This window comes from Kitasatospora sp. NPDC005856, from assembly GCF_040629945.1.
In the GTDB taxonomy this organism is placed as follows: Bacteria; Actinomycetota; Actinomycetes; order Streptomycetales; family Streptomycetaceae; genus Kitasatospora.
On record NZ_JBEXWT010000050.1, the window covers coordinates 25,558 to 41,947 of the forward strand.

General features: G+C 73.8%; 14 protein-coding genes. 7 read left to right on the plus strand and 7 right to left on the minus strand.

The features are described 5' to 3' along the window. Window positions 1–237: 237 nt before the first annotated feature. Window positions 238–2,472 (plus strand): RICIN domain-containing protein, encoded by a 2,235-nt coding sequence (locus tag ABZ449_RS26335; RefSeq protein WP_360350568.1) that lies wholly within the window; start codon window positions 238–240, stop codon window positions 2,470–2,472. Window positions 2,473–2,652: 180 nt separating this feature from the next. Further along, on the plus strand, window positions 2,653–3,297 hold the full coding sequence (locus ABZ449_RS26340) for a hypothetical protein (RefSeq protein WP_360350571.1): 645 nt from the start codon (window positions 2,653–2,655) through the stop codon (window positions 3,295–3,297). An 81-nt stretch (window positions 3,298–3,378) separates the two neighbouring features. On the opposite strand, the gene ABZ449_RS26345 is transcribed toward ABZ449_RS26340, so the two are convergent. Continuing rightward, window positions 3,379–5,316, minus strand: coding sequence for a BTAD domain-containing putative transcriptional regulator (locus tag ABZ449_RS26345; protein ID WP_360350574.1), 1,938 nt, complete (start codon window positions 5,314–5,316; stop codon window positions 3,379–3,381). 111 nt (window positions 5,317–5,427) lie between these two features. Here ABZ449_RS26345 and ABZ449_RS26350 point away from each other — a divergent pair, with 111 nt between their 5' ends. Together ABZ449_RS26350 and ABZ449_RS26355 are read left to right on the plus strand one after the other, a co-directional pair. Then, a complete protein-coding gene (locus ABZ449_RS26350) occupies window positions 5,428–6,306 on the plus strand; it encodes an alpha/beta hydrolase (RefSeq protein ID WP_360350577.1) in 879 nt (292 codons plus the stop codon). Between the two features lie 125 nt (window positions 6,307–6,431). Continuing rightward, window positions 6,432–7,643 (plus strand): cytochrome P450, encoded by a 1,212-nt coding sequence (locus ABZ449_RS26355; RefSeq protein WP_360350580.1) that lies wholly within the window; start codon window positions 6,432–6,434, stop codon window positions 7,641–7,643. A 177-nt stretch (window positions 7,644–7,820) separates the two neighbouring features. On the opposite strand, the gene ABZ449_RS26360 is transcribed toward ABZ449_RS26355, so the two are convergent. Continuing rightward, window positions 7,821–8,318, minus strand: a complete 498-nt coding sequence (locus ABZ449_RS26360) for a MarR family winged helix-turn-helix transcriptional regulator (protein ID WP_360350583.1) — start codon at window positions 8,316–8,318, stop codon at window positions 7,821–7,823. A 110-nt stretch (window positions 8,319–8,428) separates the two neighbouring features. Here ABZ449_RS26360 and ABZ449_RS26365 point away from each other — a divergent pair, with 110 nt between their 5' ends. Further along, window positions 8,429–9,280 carry an NAD(P)H-binding protein gene (locus tag ABZ449_RS26365; protein WP_360350586.1) on the plus strand — a complete coding sequence of 284 codons (852 nt, stop codon included), beginning with the start codon at window positions 8,429–8,431 and terminating at the stop codon, window positions 9,278–9,280. Window positions 9,281–9,340: 60 nt separating this feature from the next. Then, window positions 9,341–9,754, plus strand: a complete 414-nt coding sequence (locus tag ABZ449_RS26370) for a MarR family winged helix-turn-helix transcriptional regulator (RefSeq protein WP_360350589.1) — start codon at window positions 9,341–9,343, stop codon at window positions 9,752–9,754. 554 nt (window positions 9,755–10,308) lie between these two features. Here ABZ449_RS26370 and ABZ449_RS26375 read toward each other — a convergent pair. After that, the gene (locus ABZ449_RS26375) at window positions 10,309–12,396 is read right to left on the minus strand and encodes a cation-translocating P-type ATPase (protein WP_360350592.1); all 2,088 of its coding nucleotides are present in this window, start codon (window positions 12,394–12,396) and stop codon (window positions 10,309–10,311) included. Next, window positions 12,389–12,796 carry a helix-turn-helix domain-containing protein gene (locus ABZ449_RS26380; protein WP_360350637.1) on the minus strand — a complete coding sequence of 136 codons (408 nt, stop codon included), beginning with the start codon at window positions 12,794–12,796 and terminating at the stop codon, window positions 12,389–12,391. The genes ABZ449_RS26375 and ABZ449_RS26380 overlap by 8 nt, the downstream gene beginning before the upstream one ends. 113 nt (window positions 12,797–12,909) lie before the next feature. On the opposite strand from ABZ449_RS26380, the gene ABZ449_RS26385 reads away from it, so the two are divergent. Next, window positions 12,910–13,041: a hypothetical protein gene (locus ABZ449_RS26385; protein ID WP_360350594.1), complete on the plus strand. Its 132-nt coding sequence runs from the start codon at window positions 12,910–12,912 to the stop codon at window positions 13,039–13,041. Window positions 13,042–13,284: 243 nt separating this feature from the next. Here the strand turns inward: ABZ449_RS26385 and ABZ449_RS26390 are convergent, their stop codons facing one another. Genes ABZ449_RS26390 through ABZ449_RS26400 form a run of 3 tightly spaced genes read right to left on the minus strand, consistent with a single transcriptional unit; the run spans window position 13,285 to window position 16,369 of the window. Next, entirely contained in the window at window positions 13,285–14,187 is a 903-nt protein-coding gene (locus ABZ449_RS26390; protein WP_360350597.1) for a glycosyltransferase, read from the minus strand. Continuing rightward, entirely contained in the window at window positions 14,184–15,260 is a 1,077-nt protein-coding gene (locus ABZ449_RS26395) for a polysaccharide pyruvyl transferase family protein (protein WP_360350600.1), read from the minus strand. The genes ABZ449_RS26390 and ABZ449_RS26395 overlap by 4 nt, the downstream gene beginning before the upstream one ends. Further along, a complete protein-coding gene (locus ABZ449_RS26400) occupies window positions 15,260–16,369 on the minus strand; it encodes a hypothetical protein (protein WP_360350603.1) in 1,110 nt (369 codons plus the stop codon). The genes ABZ449_RS26395 and ABZ449_RS26400 overlap by 1 nt, the downstream gene beginning before the upstream one ends. Window positions 16,370–16,390: the final 21 nt, after the last annotated feature.

Below are 16,390 nucleotides of genomic sequence, written 5' to 3' on the forward strand. Positions count from 1 at the left end.
CGAAGGCACCCACGTCGCCGGCCGGATCACCTCTCGGTTGTACGGCACGGTCCGTCGCCAGGCTCCGGACCACCCCCGGACGGAACCGGCGCCGCCGTCGCCCGCGGTTCGAACGCACTGAATATTTTCGCAAGAGGTTTCTGTTATTCCCGGTCGTCCCTCGTGCTCTCCGGAGTGTCGGAAGGCCCGGACCCCTTCACCACAGGGTCCGGGTCATCGCACGAGGAAAGGAACGCGATGGGACACCGGAGCACCGAGCTTCGCCGGCGCAAGCGCCGCAGGCTCACCCGCAGGAGCGCCCTGGTCGCCGCGGCGGTGGCGGCAGGGCTGGTGGCGGGAACGCTCGGCATCCGCACCGCGCTGGAGCCGGCGGCCCTGAACGGCGCCGTGACGGCCGCGGCCGACGGGGTCGACGGTTCGGGGACGCAGGCCGGACTGGTCGGCTACGACGGCGCACCGGGGGAGACCGGCACCGCCGAGGGGGCCACCCAGGCGCCCGCCCCGAAGCGGGACCAGAAGGCCGCGCCGCTCAAGGCGATACCCAAGGACGAGCCCGAACGCGGTCTGGTCTACGCCGGACTGAGCCTGCCGGGCAGCGACCGCTGCGGCGGCACGCTGGAGGTCACCGGCAGCGCCCAGTGCAGCCACGGCCCGGACGTGCCGCCCAAGGGCGTGGACATCCGCCAGGACGTTCCGCCGGTCGCGGCCCCGGCCGCCCAGACGCCCGCGCTCACCCCCGCGGCCGGAGCCCAGGCACCCGCCGCCGCCGACCTGCTGAAGGGCTCCGCGCCCGTGCTGGACGCCACGCAGAAGGCACTGCTCGGCGGTGCCGGCACCGCCGCGGACGCCGCCCCGGCCGGAGCGGCCGCGCCCGCCGGGTCGAAGCTGGTCTGCGAGGGCGACGGCAGCAGCGGCAACCGCGTCCAGGTGGTGTACGTCCACAGCCCGGGCAACGACCGCTTCGCCCAGTACCTGGCCTCGTTCAAGAAGTGGGCCGCCGACGTCGACGTCATCTACAACGCCAGCGCCGGGGAGACCGGTGGCGAACGGCACGTCCGCTTCGTCACCGAGTCCGACTGCAGCGCCTCGGTGCTGAACGTGCAGATCTCCGACGCCGAGATCCAGGACTTCAACGCGAGCAACCGGGCCCTCGCCGCGCAGGGGTTCAACCGCAAGGACCGCAAGTACATGATGTTCACCGACGCCAAGGTGTACTGCGGGATCGGCACCTTCGCCGGCGACGAGCGCCCCGGTCAGGACAACCTGAGCAACTTCGGGCCCTCGTACGGCCGGACCGACTCCGGCTGCTGGAGCGGCAGCACCGCCGCCCACGAACTCGGCCACAACCTGGGCGCGGTGAACAACAGCTCGCCCAACTCCAGCAAGGCCGGGCACTGCGTCGACGAGTGGGACGTGATGTGCTACTCGGACGCCCCCGACTACCCGCAGATGCGGACCGTCTGCCCGGACCGCGCCCATGACGACCGGCTCGACTGCAACCACGACGACTACTACAACACCGCTCCGTCGCCCGGCAGTTACCTCACCACGCACTGGAACGTCGCCAACAACCGCTTCCTCATCGCCGGTGGCGGCAGCGGCCCGAACCCGACGCCCACCCCGACGCCCACCCCGACTCCGACCCGCACGCCCTCGCCGTCCCCGACGCCCACCGGCGGCACCACCCCCACGCCGACCGGCTCCCCGTCGCCGACCGCGACCCCGACTGCGACCCCCACTCCGACCGCGACCCCGACTGTGACCGCGACCCCGACGGCGGGCAACACCGGCCCGGCGGTGAGCGTCAGCCAGGTCACCCAGAACTCCGCCGTGCTCAGCTGGACCGCCGCACCCGCCGCGGCCGGCTACGACGTGCTGCTGAACGGCCAGGCGATCGGCACCGTCCGCTCGACGGTGGTCGGCGTGGTCCGCCTCGCCCCCGGCACCTCGTACACCGTGGCCGTGGCCGTCCGCGACGCCGCCGGAGCGGTCGGCAAGCCCGGTCGCACCGCCACCTTCCGCACGGTCGCCGACGCCGGCCGGCCGCAGCCGGGCACGCGCTACACGATGGTCAACGGACTGACCGGGCAGGCCGCCGACCTGTGGGGCAGCTCGATGAACGACGGGACCGTGGCCATCGCCTACCAGCGCACCGGCTACGCCAACCAGAAGTGGCAGTTCGAGGACGCCGGGCACGGCGCGGTGCGGATCAAGTCCGCGCGCTCCGGCAAGTGCCTGCAGCTCGGCGGTGCCCCGGTGGCCGGCCAGTACGTCGCCCAGCAGCCGTGCTCCGACACGGCCGCGCAGAAGTGGCAGCTCAACGCCGTCGAGGGCGGGTTCACCGTCACCGCGGACGGCGCCTCGCTCGTGCTGGGGCTCAGCACCCGCTGGTACTACGGCGGTTGGCTGCTGGAGCTGCAGCAGGCGAACGGCCGGCCGCAGCAGAACTGGTCGCTCCTGAAGACCACGTAAGCAGGCCCCTCCGACCGCCCGCGGGCCGCGCGCCCGCGGGTCGTGGGCCGGCAGCCCGGTGCCACGGACCCGCACGTCGCCCGACCCGCACGCCGGGCGCGGCCACCCGTTCCGGGGCGGCCGCGCCCGGCGCACCGCTTCCCGTACCCGTCCCCCATACCGCCCCGAGGAACCCCCGTCATGCGAACCCGCCCGCTCCTCGCCGCCTGCGCCCTCGCGGCGGCCGCCGTCCTGCCCACCGCCGCACCGGCCGGTGCCCACGGCGACAGCGTCCACCTGGACATCACCGGCCAGCAGAACGGTCGCGTCAGCACCGTCGCCACCTGGGAGAACGACCACGACCCGGTCACCGAGGAGTTCGCCGGCACGCTCTCCGCCACCGCGGCGGACGGCCGGGCGGTGGGCCCCTGGCGGCTGGTCGGCGTCCCGGGCCGCCCGGGGACGTACACCACCCGGGAGATCCTGCCCGCCGGGCACTGGCAGGTGACTGTCGACTGCGCCTTCCCCTCGCTCGGCCACGCCCAGCGCGAACTGGACGTGGCGGATGCCGTCATCGACGACCCGGTGCCCGCCGGCACGGGGGCCGCGTCGCCGTCGCCGTCGCCGTCGACGGGGACGGGAACGGGGACGAGCGCCGGGCCCGTCCCGGTGTCCGAGCCCGCTCCCGCCGGTTCCGCACCGACCGCGGCCTCCGCCTCCGCCTCCACCTCCGCCTCCGCGCGCGACACCGCCGACCCCATCACCTGGGCCGCCGTCGGCACCGCCGTCGCGGCCGTGCTGCTGGTCGGCGCCGGGCTCTGGCTCCGCCGGCACCGCCGGGCCTGAGCCGCCGGCCCCGGACGCCGGGCCGAGCAGTCCGACCCGTGCGCGACCACGGGATCAGTCAAGCGTGCGGACCGCTGTCGCTCACCCGGCCGTGGCGCAGGCCCGCGCCTCCGCCAGGTACCGCGCCACCGGGCCGAGGGTCAGCATTCCGCTCGCGGCGCCGGCGTGTTCCGTGGCGGCATCGCGCAGGGCGGCCTCGGCGTGCGCGGCGACCGTGCGCTCGCCGAGGTGCACGGCGGCGCGGGCGGTCAGGCACCACATGGCCTCCTGCATGTGGTCACGCGGGGGTTCGGGCACCGTGGCGAGTGCGGTGCGGGCCTGCTCGACCCGGTCCTGGGCGAGCAGCACCAGAGGGCGTGTCCACGGCCGGTACGGGCCCCAGTCCAGGCGCGGGTCGGTGGGCGCGGGCCGGTCGTGCAGCAGGCGCAGCCCAAGAAGCGCGAGCGCGAGCAGGCCGCGGTGCAGGCCCGGCATGCCGGCCGTCCGCAGGGCGTCCTCGGCGGTGCGGTACTGCTCCGCGGCCGTGGCGGCGCTCGGTCCGCCGGGTTCGGTGCTGCGGGTGGCCGTGGCCCGGGCCCGCAACCACCCGGTGAGCACGGGGACGAGGGGCGCCTCGGTGGTGGCGGCGAGCCGTTCGGCGGCTTCGGCGTGCGAGGCCGCGGTGTCGAGGTCGCCGAGGGCAGAGGCGCTCTGCAGGCGGACGAGTCGTCCGAGGATGGCGAAGTTCGGCAGCTCGTGGCGGGTGGCGAGGTCGATGATCTCGGCACCGATCCCGTCCCGCGCGGTCGCGAGCCCGCAGCGGGTGAAGGTCTGCAGGAACACCCCGTTGAGGGCGAACGCCAGTACGGCGCGATCGGCCAGGTCCCGTGCCAGCGCCTCGGCCTGCCGGGCCGCGTGCAGCGCGCGCCCCCGCTCGGTTCCGGACAGGTCGGCGCTGCGGCTTTCGACGGCGATCGTGGCCAGGAGGCGGGCGCGCAGGTCGGCGGGGCCGTCGGGGCCCAGTGCGGTCAGCGTCTGCTCGGCGGCCGCGACGACGGCGCGGGACTGCTCGGGGTCGTCGGCCCGACTCCAGAGGGCGGGCACGTCGTAGGCGCCGATGATCCGGGCGGTCAACCGGAGGTCTCCCGTGTGCTGTGCCGCCCGGACCGCGGCGAGGCGATCGCGCCGCGAGCGGACGAGGGCGTCGCCACCCGCCAGTGCCAGGGTGCGGGCCAGGTCCACAGTGGTGCGAGGGCCCAGCCGTACACCGGGGCCGTTCCACGTGGTTCCGGCCCCTTCCAGGGGCGCCGACTCGCTGAGGAGGTCCGTCTCCAGACGCCGGAGTTCGGGGCCGGGGTCCAGCCCGAGCCGGTCCACGAGCATCACGCGGGCGCGACGCAGAGCGGCCAGCGCGTCGGCCCGGCGGCCCGCGCGGTGCAGCGCGCGGGCGAGCAGCCCCCAGGCCGGCTCGCGCCACGGGTGTTCCGCGACGTGGGCACCCAGTTCGGCGACGAGACCAGCGCCTTCCCCGGAGTCGAGGATGACGCGGGCACGCAGCTCCACCGCCTCCAGCCGCCACTCCTCCAGCCGGGTCCGCTCACGCTGCGCCCATGCGGAGTCGGGGACGTCGGCGTAGGCGGGCCCGCGCCAGGCCGCGAGTGCCGCGTCGAGGTCGGTCACCGCGTCGGGGTCGCGCCGGGCGCGGAGCAGGATGTCCTGGAACCGGTGGACGTCCACGTCCTCGCGCGGCAGGCGCAGCGCGTAGCCGGGGCCTTCGGTGACGAGCACGTGCGGTGGCGTGCGGGGCGGCCGGTCGGGTTCGAGGGCGCGGCGCAGCGCGGCGACGAACGTGCGCAGGGCGCCCACGGCGCGGGCAGGCGGGTCGGTCCACAGGTCGTCGACCAGGGTGTCGGTGGTGACCATTCGTCCCTCGGCGGCGACGAGCCGGGCGAGCACCTCCCGATGGCGGGGCCCGCCCAGGTCGACGGGGCTTCCGTCGTCGCGAAGGGCCCGCACGGCACCCAGTACGTCGATTCGCATGCCCCCATCCTCCGTGCCGGAGCCGACCGCGCCCAACCGTACTGATCGGTTGCTGATCGACGTCGTCCAGGCTGGCCCGGTCACTCCCCGACCTGAGAGGACGGTCTTCCCATGACGCTCACTGTTCCCGGCTTCGACCGCGTACGCCTGCCCGGTGCGGACGGTGTGGAGCTGGCCGCCGCCGTCGGCGGCAGCGGCAGCCCGGTCGTGCTGCTGCACGGATTCCCCCAGACCCACCTGATGTGGCGGCACGTCGCCGAACGGCTCGCCGGCGAACACACGGTGATCTATCCGGACCTGCGGGGCTACGGCGCCAGCGACAAGCCGACGGCCACCGGCCCGGGGGTGTACGCCAAGCGCACCATGGCCGCCGACGTCGTGGCCCTGTCGGCGGCGCTCGGCCACGAGCGCTTCGCCCTGGTCGGCCACGACCGGGGCGCCCTGGTCGCGTTCCGGGCGGGGCTGGACCATCCCGAGACCGTCACGCACCTGGGCATGCTGGACGTCGTGCCGACGCTTGACATGTGGAACGTCCTGCACGGCGTCCCGGCGGCGGTCGGCTACCACCTCTTCCTGATGGCGCAGCCGCCGGGCCTGCCGGAGACGATGATCGCCAACAGCGCGGACGCCTTCTTCGGCTCGTTCCTCGACGCCTGGGCCGCAGACCCGGCCGCCCTGCCGGAGGACGTGCGGGCCGAGTACCTGCGAGCGAGCGCCGCGGCGGTGCCGTCGATCGTCGCGGACTACCGGGCCTCGGCCGGAATCGACGTCGTGCACGACCAGGCGGACCTGGACGCCGGGTCGCAGCTGGCCATGCCCGTGACGGTCGTCCAGCAGGACTGGGGCGCGCAGCTGGGCTACGACGCCGCCGCGGTGTGGAGGGCCTGGGCGCCGGACCTCGACCACCGGCTGACCCGGGCGGGGCACTTCATGGCCGAGGAGGCGCCCGAGGAGATCGCGGAGGCGATCCGGAGCCTGCTGGCCCGCTGAGTGATCACCGCGCGCCGGCCCTCCGAGCCGAGTCCAGTGATCCAGAAGAAATGGGGATGCGTCCCCGGTTTGGTAGGGTCGAGCCACCGCCGGGGAGTACTCCCCGTTTTCGAGGGGGGAATCCCATGCCGGCTCCGACGCTCCAGGAACTGTCTCCCGCGGGACTCGACGTCACCATCGACCCGTACCCCGCCTACGCGGCACTGCGCGAGAAGGGGCCGGTCCACCGGGTACTCGTCCCGGGATCCGGCGAAGCATGGCTCGTCGTCGCCCGTGACGAGGCCCGCGCCGCGCTCACCGATCCCCGGCTGAGCAACGACATCCGGCGCTCCTCCTCGTGGGTCGACGACGGCGGCCACGCCCTCGGTGTCAACATGCTCCAGAGCGACCCGCCCCAGCACACCCGGCTGCGCGAACTGGTCGCCGGCAAGTTCACGGCCGGCCGGATCCGGGCGCTGCGCCCCCGCATTCAGGAAATCGCCGACACCCTGATCGACGCCCTGCCCGCCACGGGGTCCGTGGACCTCGTCGCTTCCTACGCGCTGCCGCTGCCGATGACCGTCATCTGCGAACTGCTCGGCGTACCGGCGGCGGACCGCGCCGGATACCACGCCTGGTCCACCGAACTGGTCGCGCCCAGCTCGCCGCAGGCCGCCGCCGCGGCGGCAGGCGCCATGACCGGTCACCTGACGGCCCTCATCGAGGAACGCCGGGCCGACCCGCGCGAGGACCTGCTCAGTGCGCTCGTCACCCCGACCGCGGACGGGCTCTCCGCCGAGGAACTGCTCGGGATGGCCTTCCTCCTCCTCGTCGCGGGGCACGAGACCACCGTCAACCTCATTTCGGGGGCGGTCCTGTCCCTGCTCGCCCACCCCGAGCAGCTCACCGCCCTGCGCTCCGATCCCGGCCTCGTCGACAGCGCGATCGAGGAGACCCTGCGCCACGACGGGCCGGTGGAGTCCGCGGCCTTCCGCTTCGCCGCCGAACCGGTACGGATCGGCGACACCACCATCCCGGCAGGCGACAGCGTGCTCGTCTCCCTGGCCGCGGCTTCACGCGACCCGCTCCACTTCCCCGACCCGGACCGGTTCGACATCCGTCGCAAGCCCGTCGGTCACCTCGCCTTCGGCCACGGCATCCACCACTGCCTCGGCGCCCCCCTCGCCCGGGTCGAAGCCGCCGTCGCCCTGCGCGCCCTGATCGAGCGTCGCCCTCACCTCGCCCTCGACGCCGACCCGGCAGACCTCGTGCGGCGGCCGAGCACCATGCTGAGGGGACTGGCGAGCCTGCCGGTGCGGTTCCACGACGCGATGCCGCGGCTTGACGTGCTCCCGTAGGTGCTCAGGTCGCGGGGATTCCTGATCGCCCAGTCGGGCGCCGGGTCGGACGCTCTTGAACGCAGGCGGACGCAACTGCGACGGCTGGAGCGCCCGCCGCACGATGCCTCCTGCGACACGCCGGCCTCATGACGCATCCCGCAACAGGCCGAATCCCAAGGGGCGACGGGCCTGCGGTCAGGATCCCTTGGCGCCATCGGTCAGGCCGCGATCGTTCAAGTGAGCGAGGGAGCCGACGTACTTGAGCATCAGGCGGGCGAACTCCAGGCGGTCGCGCTCGGCCCAGTCGGCGGTGATGTACTCGAACGCCGCGCGCTGGTGGTGCCGGAAGCGCGCCATGAGGTCGGTGCCTTCGGCGCTGAGCAGGAGGACGGTGCGGCGGCCGTCCTGCTGGGAGGCGGCACGGATCAGGTAGCCGGCCTTGATGTTGTCGGTGACCATCCGGCTGGCGACCGAGGGGTCGACGCCGAGGAGTTCGGCCACCGCTCCGACGGTGATCTCCTTGTCGGAGTCCCGGGTGTGCTCCAGGACGATGTTCAGGACCAGGGTGCGGCTCAGGTCCTTGGCCGAGATGGGATTCTCGACCTCCAGCAGTGAGGTGCGGCGCAGTTTGGAGAACGCGGGCCCCACGGCGTTCAGAAGCTCCTCGGCCGTCTGCGGCTCGTTCGTCGTCATGCACCCATCGTAATGTCCCTGAGTGGCCGAAGGCATGTGTTGACGCGAAATTATGTGCATGCAATCATGCATATGTTTCTGAGCATGCTTCAAGCTGTCTGGGAGTTACCATGACCACCCTCATCACCGGCGCCCGCGGCAAGGTCGGCCAGGCTGTCATCAACCGCCTGCACGCCGCCGGCCTGCCCGTCCGCGCCGCCAGCGCCAAGCCCGCCGAGCTGGCCGTCCCGAGCGGCGTCGACGTCGCCGAAGTCGACCTCAGCCGGTCCGAGACCTTCCCGGACGCGCTCGACGGCGTGCGCCAGGTCTTCCTCTATCCCCAGCCCGAGGGCATCGGCGCCTTCGTCGAGACCGCACAGGCCGCCGGCGTCGAGCACATCGTCCTGCTGTCCTCCTCCTCGGTCCTGGCCTTCGACGCCGAGACCGACCCCCTTGCCTCGCACAGCCTCCACGTCGAGCGTGCCCTCACCACCGCCGACCTGCCCTGCACCTTCCTGCGCCCGGACGCCTTCGCCAGCAACGCCCTCGGCTGGTCCTACTCCATCAGCCACGGCCTGCCGATCCAGCTCGCCTACCCCGACGCGCACATCGCGCCCATCCACCCCGAGGACATCGCCGACATCGCCGTCGAAGCACTGACCGACACCGCCCTCCGCGGGCGCGCGCTCACCCTCACCGGCGGCCAGTCCCTCACCTTCCGCGAGCAGATCGCCGTCCTGGCCGACGTCCTCGACCGTGACATCCGTGTCGAGACGATCACTCACGAGCAGGCCGAGCAGCAGATGGGCCGTTTCATGCCGGCCCCGATGGCCGGCTCCCTGCTCGCGCTGTGGGCTGCCGCCTCCGCCGGTCCCGCCCCCATCGCCGACACCAGCCGAACCCTGCTCGGCACGCCGGCGCGCACCTTCCGGCAATGGGCGACCGAGAACGCCGCCGCGTTCACGGCGTTCGCCGCGCGCTGACTGCCGCCGCTCACGCGCCCTGCTCGGTCCGCCCGACCTCACTGAAGGACCATCACCACCATGAAGCCCATCGGCTACTGGCTCAACCGCACCGACGAGGCCCTCACCCGCTACATGAACGGCATGCTCGACGAGTTCGGCCTCACCCGGACCGCCTGGCAGGTCCTCAACGTCATCCGCGACACCCCCGACACCCCCGACGCCGCCGACGCCGACGTCCACACGGCCCTCGCGCCCAGCGCCGACCTCTCCACCCTGACCGCCGCCATCGACACCGTTCTCGCCGGCGACTGGGCCACCCGCCCCGCACCTGGCCGGCTGGTGCTCACCACGAACGGCCGCCGGCGCCTCGTCGCCGTCGATGAGCGGATCAGCGCCTTCCGCGCACTGTCCATGACCGGCATCACCGCGGAGGAGTACCGCACCGCCGTCAACGTCCTCGAACGCATGACCCATAACCTCGAAACCCGCTGATCACGGTCGTCGACCCGCGGCTGTGACCACCGCGTGCGGTCGAGCGGCTCCCACCCACAGCTGGTCGGGCGTCAACGGCCGGCGTGCGGAAGTGCCACCAGAACTGGGGAAGGGGGACAGGTACGGCCCGGTGTCGGCCCGTTCCCCGTGGTCCCCGAAGGATCGGACGCGCCCGCGACAGCAGGGATCAGGTGGCGAACTCAGGGCGGGACAATCGATGCGCGGGTCAGAAACCCGAGTCGCTGCGCCGGTTCAGGTCAGCAGGGGTTCCCAGGAACGCGAGCGACTTTTGGTCGCCCGCTTCGAGGATCTCGGGCCCACCGCCCACGCAGGCCCTGATCAGCTCGTCCGCGGCTCGGTCGTGGTCGCCCGACGCGAAGGCGGTCTGGCCCGACCGAAGGTGGATGTGCGGATTGCCGAGTCCGCCGGGACGCTGAACAGCGCTGTGGAAGCACTTGTAGGCCCGGTCGTGAACACCGAGTCGGAAATGCACGTCGCCGACGGCCCGCACCGTGGTGTGCGGGCCGTCGGCCCCAGCCGTCGATCAGTGGTGGTCAGCCGTCGCAGCCGCAGTTTCCGGAGCAGCAGCCGCCGGAGGCCTTCGGCGTCGGGGCGCCCGCGGTTCCGATGGGCAGGAGGACCTTGTCGGCCGGGACGGCGGACAGCGCGAGGAGGGCCGGGGCGGCCGACGCGGGCGCGGCGGCCTTCTTCGCGGTCGCGGTGCGCAGGGGCGGGTGAGCGGGCAGGTGCTTCCTGCGGCCCGCGCGGATCCCGTTGCCGATGACCAGGACCTCGGCGAGCTCATGGCTCGCGACGACGGCTGCCAGGCCCAGCATGCCGGTGGCCGCGAGCGGGACGAGGGCGAGGAGGATGGCGCCGGACATCAGCAGGTTCTGCGTGAAGACGCGCCGGGCGGCACGGGCGTGGGCGATCGCGTCGGGCAGGCGGCGCAGGTCCTCGCCCATGAGGGCGGTGTCGGCGGCCTCGACGGCGACGTCGCTGCCCATGGCCGCCATGGCGATGCCCGCGTCCGCGGTGGCCAGGGCGGGGGCGTCGTTGAGGCCGTCGCCGACCATGGCGACCGGCCCGTGCACCTGGAGTTCGGTGACGATGCGGGCCTTGTCCTCGGGGAGGAGTTCGGCCCGGACGTCCTCGATGCCGGCCTGCGCGGCGACGGCGGCCGCGGTGCGGGCGTTGTCGCCGGTGAGCATGACCACCGTGATGCCCTGGCGCTCGAGCGCGGCGACGGCCCCGGCGGCCTCGGGGCGGATCTCGTCGCGGACCGCGACGGCACCGAGCAGGATGCCGTCGTGCTCGACCAGGACCACGGTGGCACCGGCGTCCTGCAGGCGCAGGACCTCGTCGGTGAGAGGGCCCGCGTCGATGAAGCCGGGCTTGCCGAGCCGTGCCGGCCGTCCGGCGACGGTGCCGGTGAGGCCGTTGCCGGGCGCGGCCTCCACGTCGTCGCCCGGAACCAGCGCCTGGGGGTCGGCGGCGGCGAGGACGGCGGCGGCGAGCGGGTGCTCGCTGCGGATTTCGAGTGCGGCGGCCAGTTGCAGAACCCGGGCGCGGTCGGTGCCGGGTGCGCTGACGACCTCGATGACGGCGGGTTCGTTGCGGGTGAGGGTGCCGGTCTTGTCGAGCGCGACGACCTTCACCTTGCCGAGCGCCTCGACGGCGGCACCGCCCTTGATCAGGATGCCGGCCTTCGACGCCGAGCCGATGGCGGCCAGGACGGCGACGGGCACGGAGAGGGCGAAGGCGCACGGTGCGGCGGCGACCAGGACGACCAGCGAGCGCTCGATCCACACGGACGGGTCGCCGAGCAGGCCGCCCAGCCCCGCGATCAGCGCGGCGAGCACCAGTACGCCGGGGACCAGCGGCTTGGCGAACCGTTCGGCCAGGCGCTGGCTGGCACCCTTGCGCTCCTGGGCCTCGTGGACGGTGTGGACGAGGCGGGTCAGGGAGTTGTCCTCCGCGGTCGCGGTGACGGCGATCTCCAACGCGCCGGCCCCGTTGACGCAGCCGGCGAAGACCTCGGCGCCGGGACCGACCTCGACCGGCACCGACTCGCCGGTGACCACGGAGGTGTCGAGCGCGCTGCGCCCCGAGGACACGGTGCCGTCGGTGGCGATCCGTTCGCCGGGCTTGACCAGCAGGGTGTCGCCGACCCGCAGGTCGCCGGGGGTGACCTCGGTCTCGACGCCGTGGCGGCGGACGGTGGCGGTGGCGGGGACGAGGTCGAGCAGGGCGCGCAGGCCGTGCCGGCTGCGGGCGACGGCGTAGCCCTCCAGGCCCTCGGCTACGGAGAACAGGAAGGCCAGGGTGGCGGCCTCGCCGTACTCGCCGAGCGCGACGGCGCCGACGGCGGCGATCGTCATCAGCAGGCCGACTCCGAGCCGTCCGCGGGCCAGGCCGCGCAGGGTGCCGGGGACGAAGGTCGCCCCGCCGACGGCGAGCGCCGCCAGTTCGGTGGCGCCGTCCCACGGGCCGGGCAGGAACAGGGTGGTCGCCAGGAGCACGCCGGCGACGGCGGCGGCCTGGAGTTCGCGGACCTGCCACACGGGCGCGGGCGGCTCGGCGGGCTCAGTGGCCGACGGTGCCTGGGCCGGGGTGTCGGTTCCGCAGCACGCGTCAGCCATGCCGGATCTCCTCGGGAGCGGTGCTGCCGATGCGAGCGTCGTCGGCGCAGGCGTAGTCACCGGGGGTGCAGGCGTCCTCGGCGGTGTTCCGCGCGTCGACGAGCAGGACCAGGGAGGCCAGGTCGGCGAGGGCGTGCGCGAGCTTCGGGTCCGCTAGTTCGTACCGGACCCGGCGGCCGTCGGCGACGGTGCGCACCAGGCCGCAGCCGCGCAGGCACGCCAGGTGGTTCGACACGTTGCCGCGGGTCATGCCGAGCGTTTCGGCGAGGTCGGAGGGGTAGGCGGGCGCTTCCAGCAGGGCGAGCAGCAGGCGGCGCCGGTTCTCGTCGGCCAGCGCGGTGCCGACCCGGGCCAGCGCGGCCGCGTCGACGGCGACGGCAGGGCCGCCCGTTCGAGTCATTTCCACGCCGAGAACAGTACAGCGAATCCTGAATCAAGCCCAGGCTGAATCATTGGCGTGCGCACCGGGACCGCGCGCGGGCGATCGCCCAGGCGCCGGTGAGGTCGGGGCGGGTGCGGTCGGCATTCGACGACGGCAGCACGACCACCGTCACCCTGCGCCCGGGCGACACCGCGGACATCACATCCACCGCGAGGGCGGTGGTGCTCAAGCCGATCCAGGCCATCGCATGGAGCGTCGACTGACCGTCCCCGCATCCGGCCGAGCCGAGACACCCGCCGGCCGCCGAGCGACCCGGAGCAGGCGCAACCACCGGCGCACCCCGGTCCTGTCCCGTCTCCTCGACGGCTCATGCCGGGTGCCTTGCCCCTCTCGTCGTCGCCCTGGGACCGGCGCGCCGGTCCCAGGGGCGGGCGCCTGGCGGCCGGCCTGGGGCCCGTCGGAGGGGTGGTCGGCAGTGGTCGCGGTGTGGTGGTGGGGCCGGCTGGTCACAGGCACGGCACCCGGTAGCGGATGCTGCCGTTGAGGCGTCCGACGCGGAAGGCGGCGTCGTAGCACCAGCGGCCGGCCCGTTCGCGGTCGGTGAGTTCGGGCAGTCGGCGCAGCAGCTGCAGCCAGGTGCGTGCGGCGGTCGCGGGAGTGATGGCCGGCAGGCCGTGGGCGCGGAAGTCGCGCATCAGATGGGCGTCGCCGTTGCCGTAGCCGTACGCCTGTCTGACGAGCGGCCCGAGGTGTTCGCGTTGGTGGTACCGCATCACCGCGTCAGGCGCGTAGGCGAGGGTGTAGTCGGCGAGGAGCGCGCGCCAGCAGAACTCGACTTCGTCGCCGCCGCCCGCGTAGCTCTCGTCGAATCCGCCCAGGGCGTGGAAGACGTCCGTGCGGACGCCGAGGCTGCAGCCCATCGCGAAGGGCAGGTAGTCCAGCGCGACGGGGAGCCGGTCGCGGGGCTGCGGCGTGCGCCAGGAGCGGGCGTGGTGGTTGGCCGTGGTGTACGGGGCCGGGTAGCCGCCGACGAGGTGGGCGGTGCCGGCTGCGCGGGCCATGGCGCGGAGCCATCCCGGTGTGGCGGTGTCGTCGGCGTCGCAGAAGACGAGCACGTCGCCCCGGGCGGTGACGGCGCCGGAGTTCCGGGCGTGGTTGATGCCGGTGCGTGCCGGGGCCGCGACGACCCGCAGGTTCGGCAACCGGTCGGCCCACCGCAGGGCGGTCGCCGCGGTGTCGTCGGTGGATCCGTTGTCGGCGACGACGACCTCCCAGCGGCCGGGGTAGTCCTGCCGACCGAGCGCGGCCAGTTGGCGGGGGAGGAGGGCGGCGGCGTCGCGGGCCGGGATGACCACGCTGAGCAGTTCGGGTGCGGGCAGGGCGGTGAGCGGGAGCGGCTCTCGGCTCATGATCGTGTCGCCTCCCGCGGCCCGGCCGCCTGTGCGGCGGCGTGCAGCAGCGCCTGGTGCGGCGTGGGGGCCATGTGGGTCTGCGGCCATGCGTGCCGGTGACGCCAGGTGTCCCGGTAGCTGCTGATCTTCCCGTTGCGGTCGTCGAGCACGGTGTGTTCGAGGCCCAGGAGCAGGCAGAGGAGGTGGGCGTGAAGCCGGTCGGTCACGACGGCCCTGGCACCGCCGAGCAGCCGGCAGCCGCGGCGCAGGTGCAGCCGGGCGTGGGCGTCGAAGACGTCGGCCAGGGCGTCGGCCGACCGGGCGGTCGGGGTTCGTCGCAGTGCGTCGGCTGCTGTCCGGATCGCCAGGCGGGCGCCTCGTAGGCGCGCCGGCCAGTCGGGGCCGCCGCCTTCGCCGGCGTTCCAGTCGGTGCGGTGCACCGTGCCGTCCGGGGGCGGTTCGGCGTGGGGGGCGGCCTCGTGGTCGGTGCGGCCGAGCCACAGCAGGTGGTGGTGGGGTGTTCCGGCGGCCGGCAGGTCCTGGAGCGCGAAGGCGGAGTCGGGGGCGAGGAGGCTGCGGGCCGCGAAGGCGTCGCGGGCCCGGTGCAGGCTGCGGGTGTCGCGCAGCAGTAGCGTCAGATCGGGGTGGGCGTCGAAGACTTCCCGGGCACGAGCGAGGTTCCGCCGGTCGTCGAAGTGCACCGATTGCGGGAGTTGGATGATCCGGTGCCGTGGGAAGGCGCGGATGACCCGTTCCCGCAGCTGCTGGTGGTGGGGCCACAGGTCGCCGAGGTTGCCGCCGCCGTGCAGCAGGATGGTGCCGCTCGGCAGGCACCGGGCGAGGTCGTCCTCCGCGAAGGTGTGCCGGTCGCAGAGGTAGGCGAGGTCGACGCCCAGGTCCCGCAGCAGGGCTCGTTCGCCCAGCCAGATCGCGGAGTCGCCGACGTTGGCGTGGCGGGGGAAGTCCACCAGGGCGCACCGGGTGCCCGGCGCGATCAGTTCGCGGAGCACCGCGGTGGCCTCGGCCCTGGCCAGGGTCCGGGCCAGCGTCCGGGCCGCGGCCGCCGGGTCGGCGTCCCCTCGGGCGGACACTACGCGGCTCCCTGGGACAACCGCCGCGCGGCGCTGCGGTGGGCGTGTTCCGCGGCTTCGGCGATGTCGTGCCGTCCACGGGCGGTGGCGTCCTCGGCGAGCGAGCGCATCGACTCCATGGCGCCGTCCGACCGCAGCGGCGCCGTACGGAGCCGGTCGAGGTCGAGCACCCCCGGCAGGGTGCGGCAGTGCTGGAGCGCACCGGCCATGTCGAAGGCAGCCATGGTCCGCAGGCACTTCTCGCAGATCCCGCAGTTGTGGGCGGGCCGACTCAGCCAGCACACCCCGAGGTTCTCCCACACCAGGGGCGAGGCGGCGAGGTGTCGCTCGATCTTGTCGGTGCGGGTGGCCTCGGCGCCGTCGTGCACGATCTCCAGGCTCTCGGTGGACCACAGGTGGTCCAGCAGCGGGTGGGACCCGAGCGGCGGCAGACGGCTGTACTGGTCGCTGGCGGCGATCAGGCACCGGCCGAGCACCCCTTGCAGGGCCAGTGCGACGCCGGCCAGCGCGGCCCCGTGGAACTCCTCCCAGTGGACCAACTCGGCTGTGGCGGCACGGACGTTGGTCTCCACCACCACCGCCGCGCAACCGGACTCGGCGGCCACGTGGCGGACACGGGAGAGCAGTCGGTCGTAGTCCGCCCCCCGGTGCTGGTCGAAGTTGGCGTGCACCAACGTGGTGACCGGCCGGTGCCCGGGGCGGCCGCGCCGGCTTCCGTCCTTGAACAGGCTGTAGAAGCAGTCCACCCCCGTGGTGAAGAACAGTCCCACGCCGTCCGGAGACGGCTCCGGCACTGCCTCCTCCGCCGCGTCGAACCGCACCGGCCGCAGTGTTCCCCACCACGCGTGATAGATCTCCATCGCGGTCTGGGCCGACCTGAGCAGACGTGCCGAGACCGGGGCGGCGACGGTCAGGTCCTCGCCCAGCGCCATGGCCGGCATCACCAGCGCGGCGAGGAAGGCGTCGCCGCGCGCCGGCAGCCAGTCGCGATCGCCCCCGCGCACGGTGAAGTACAGGTGCCGGCCTTCGGGCCACGACGCGGTGCGCACGATGGCGGACAGCCGCCAGCCGTCGGCCACCGGAACCCGAACGACGCTGTCAACGAGCACTGAGATCACATCCGATTCATC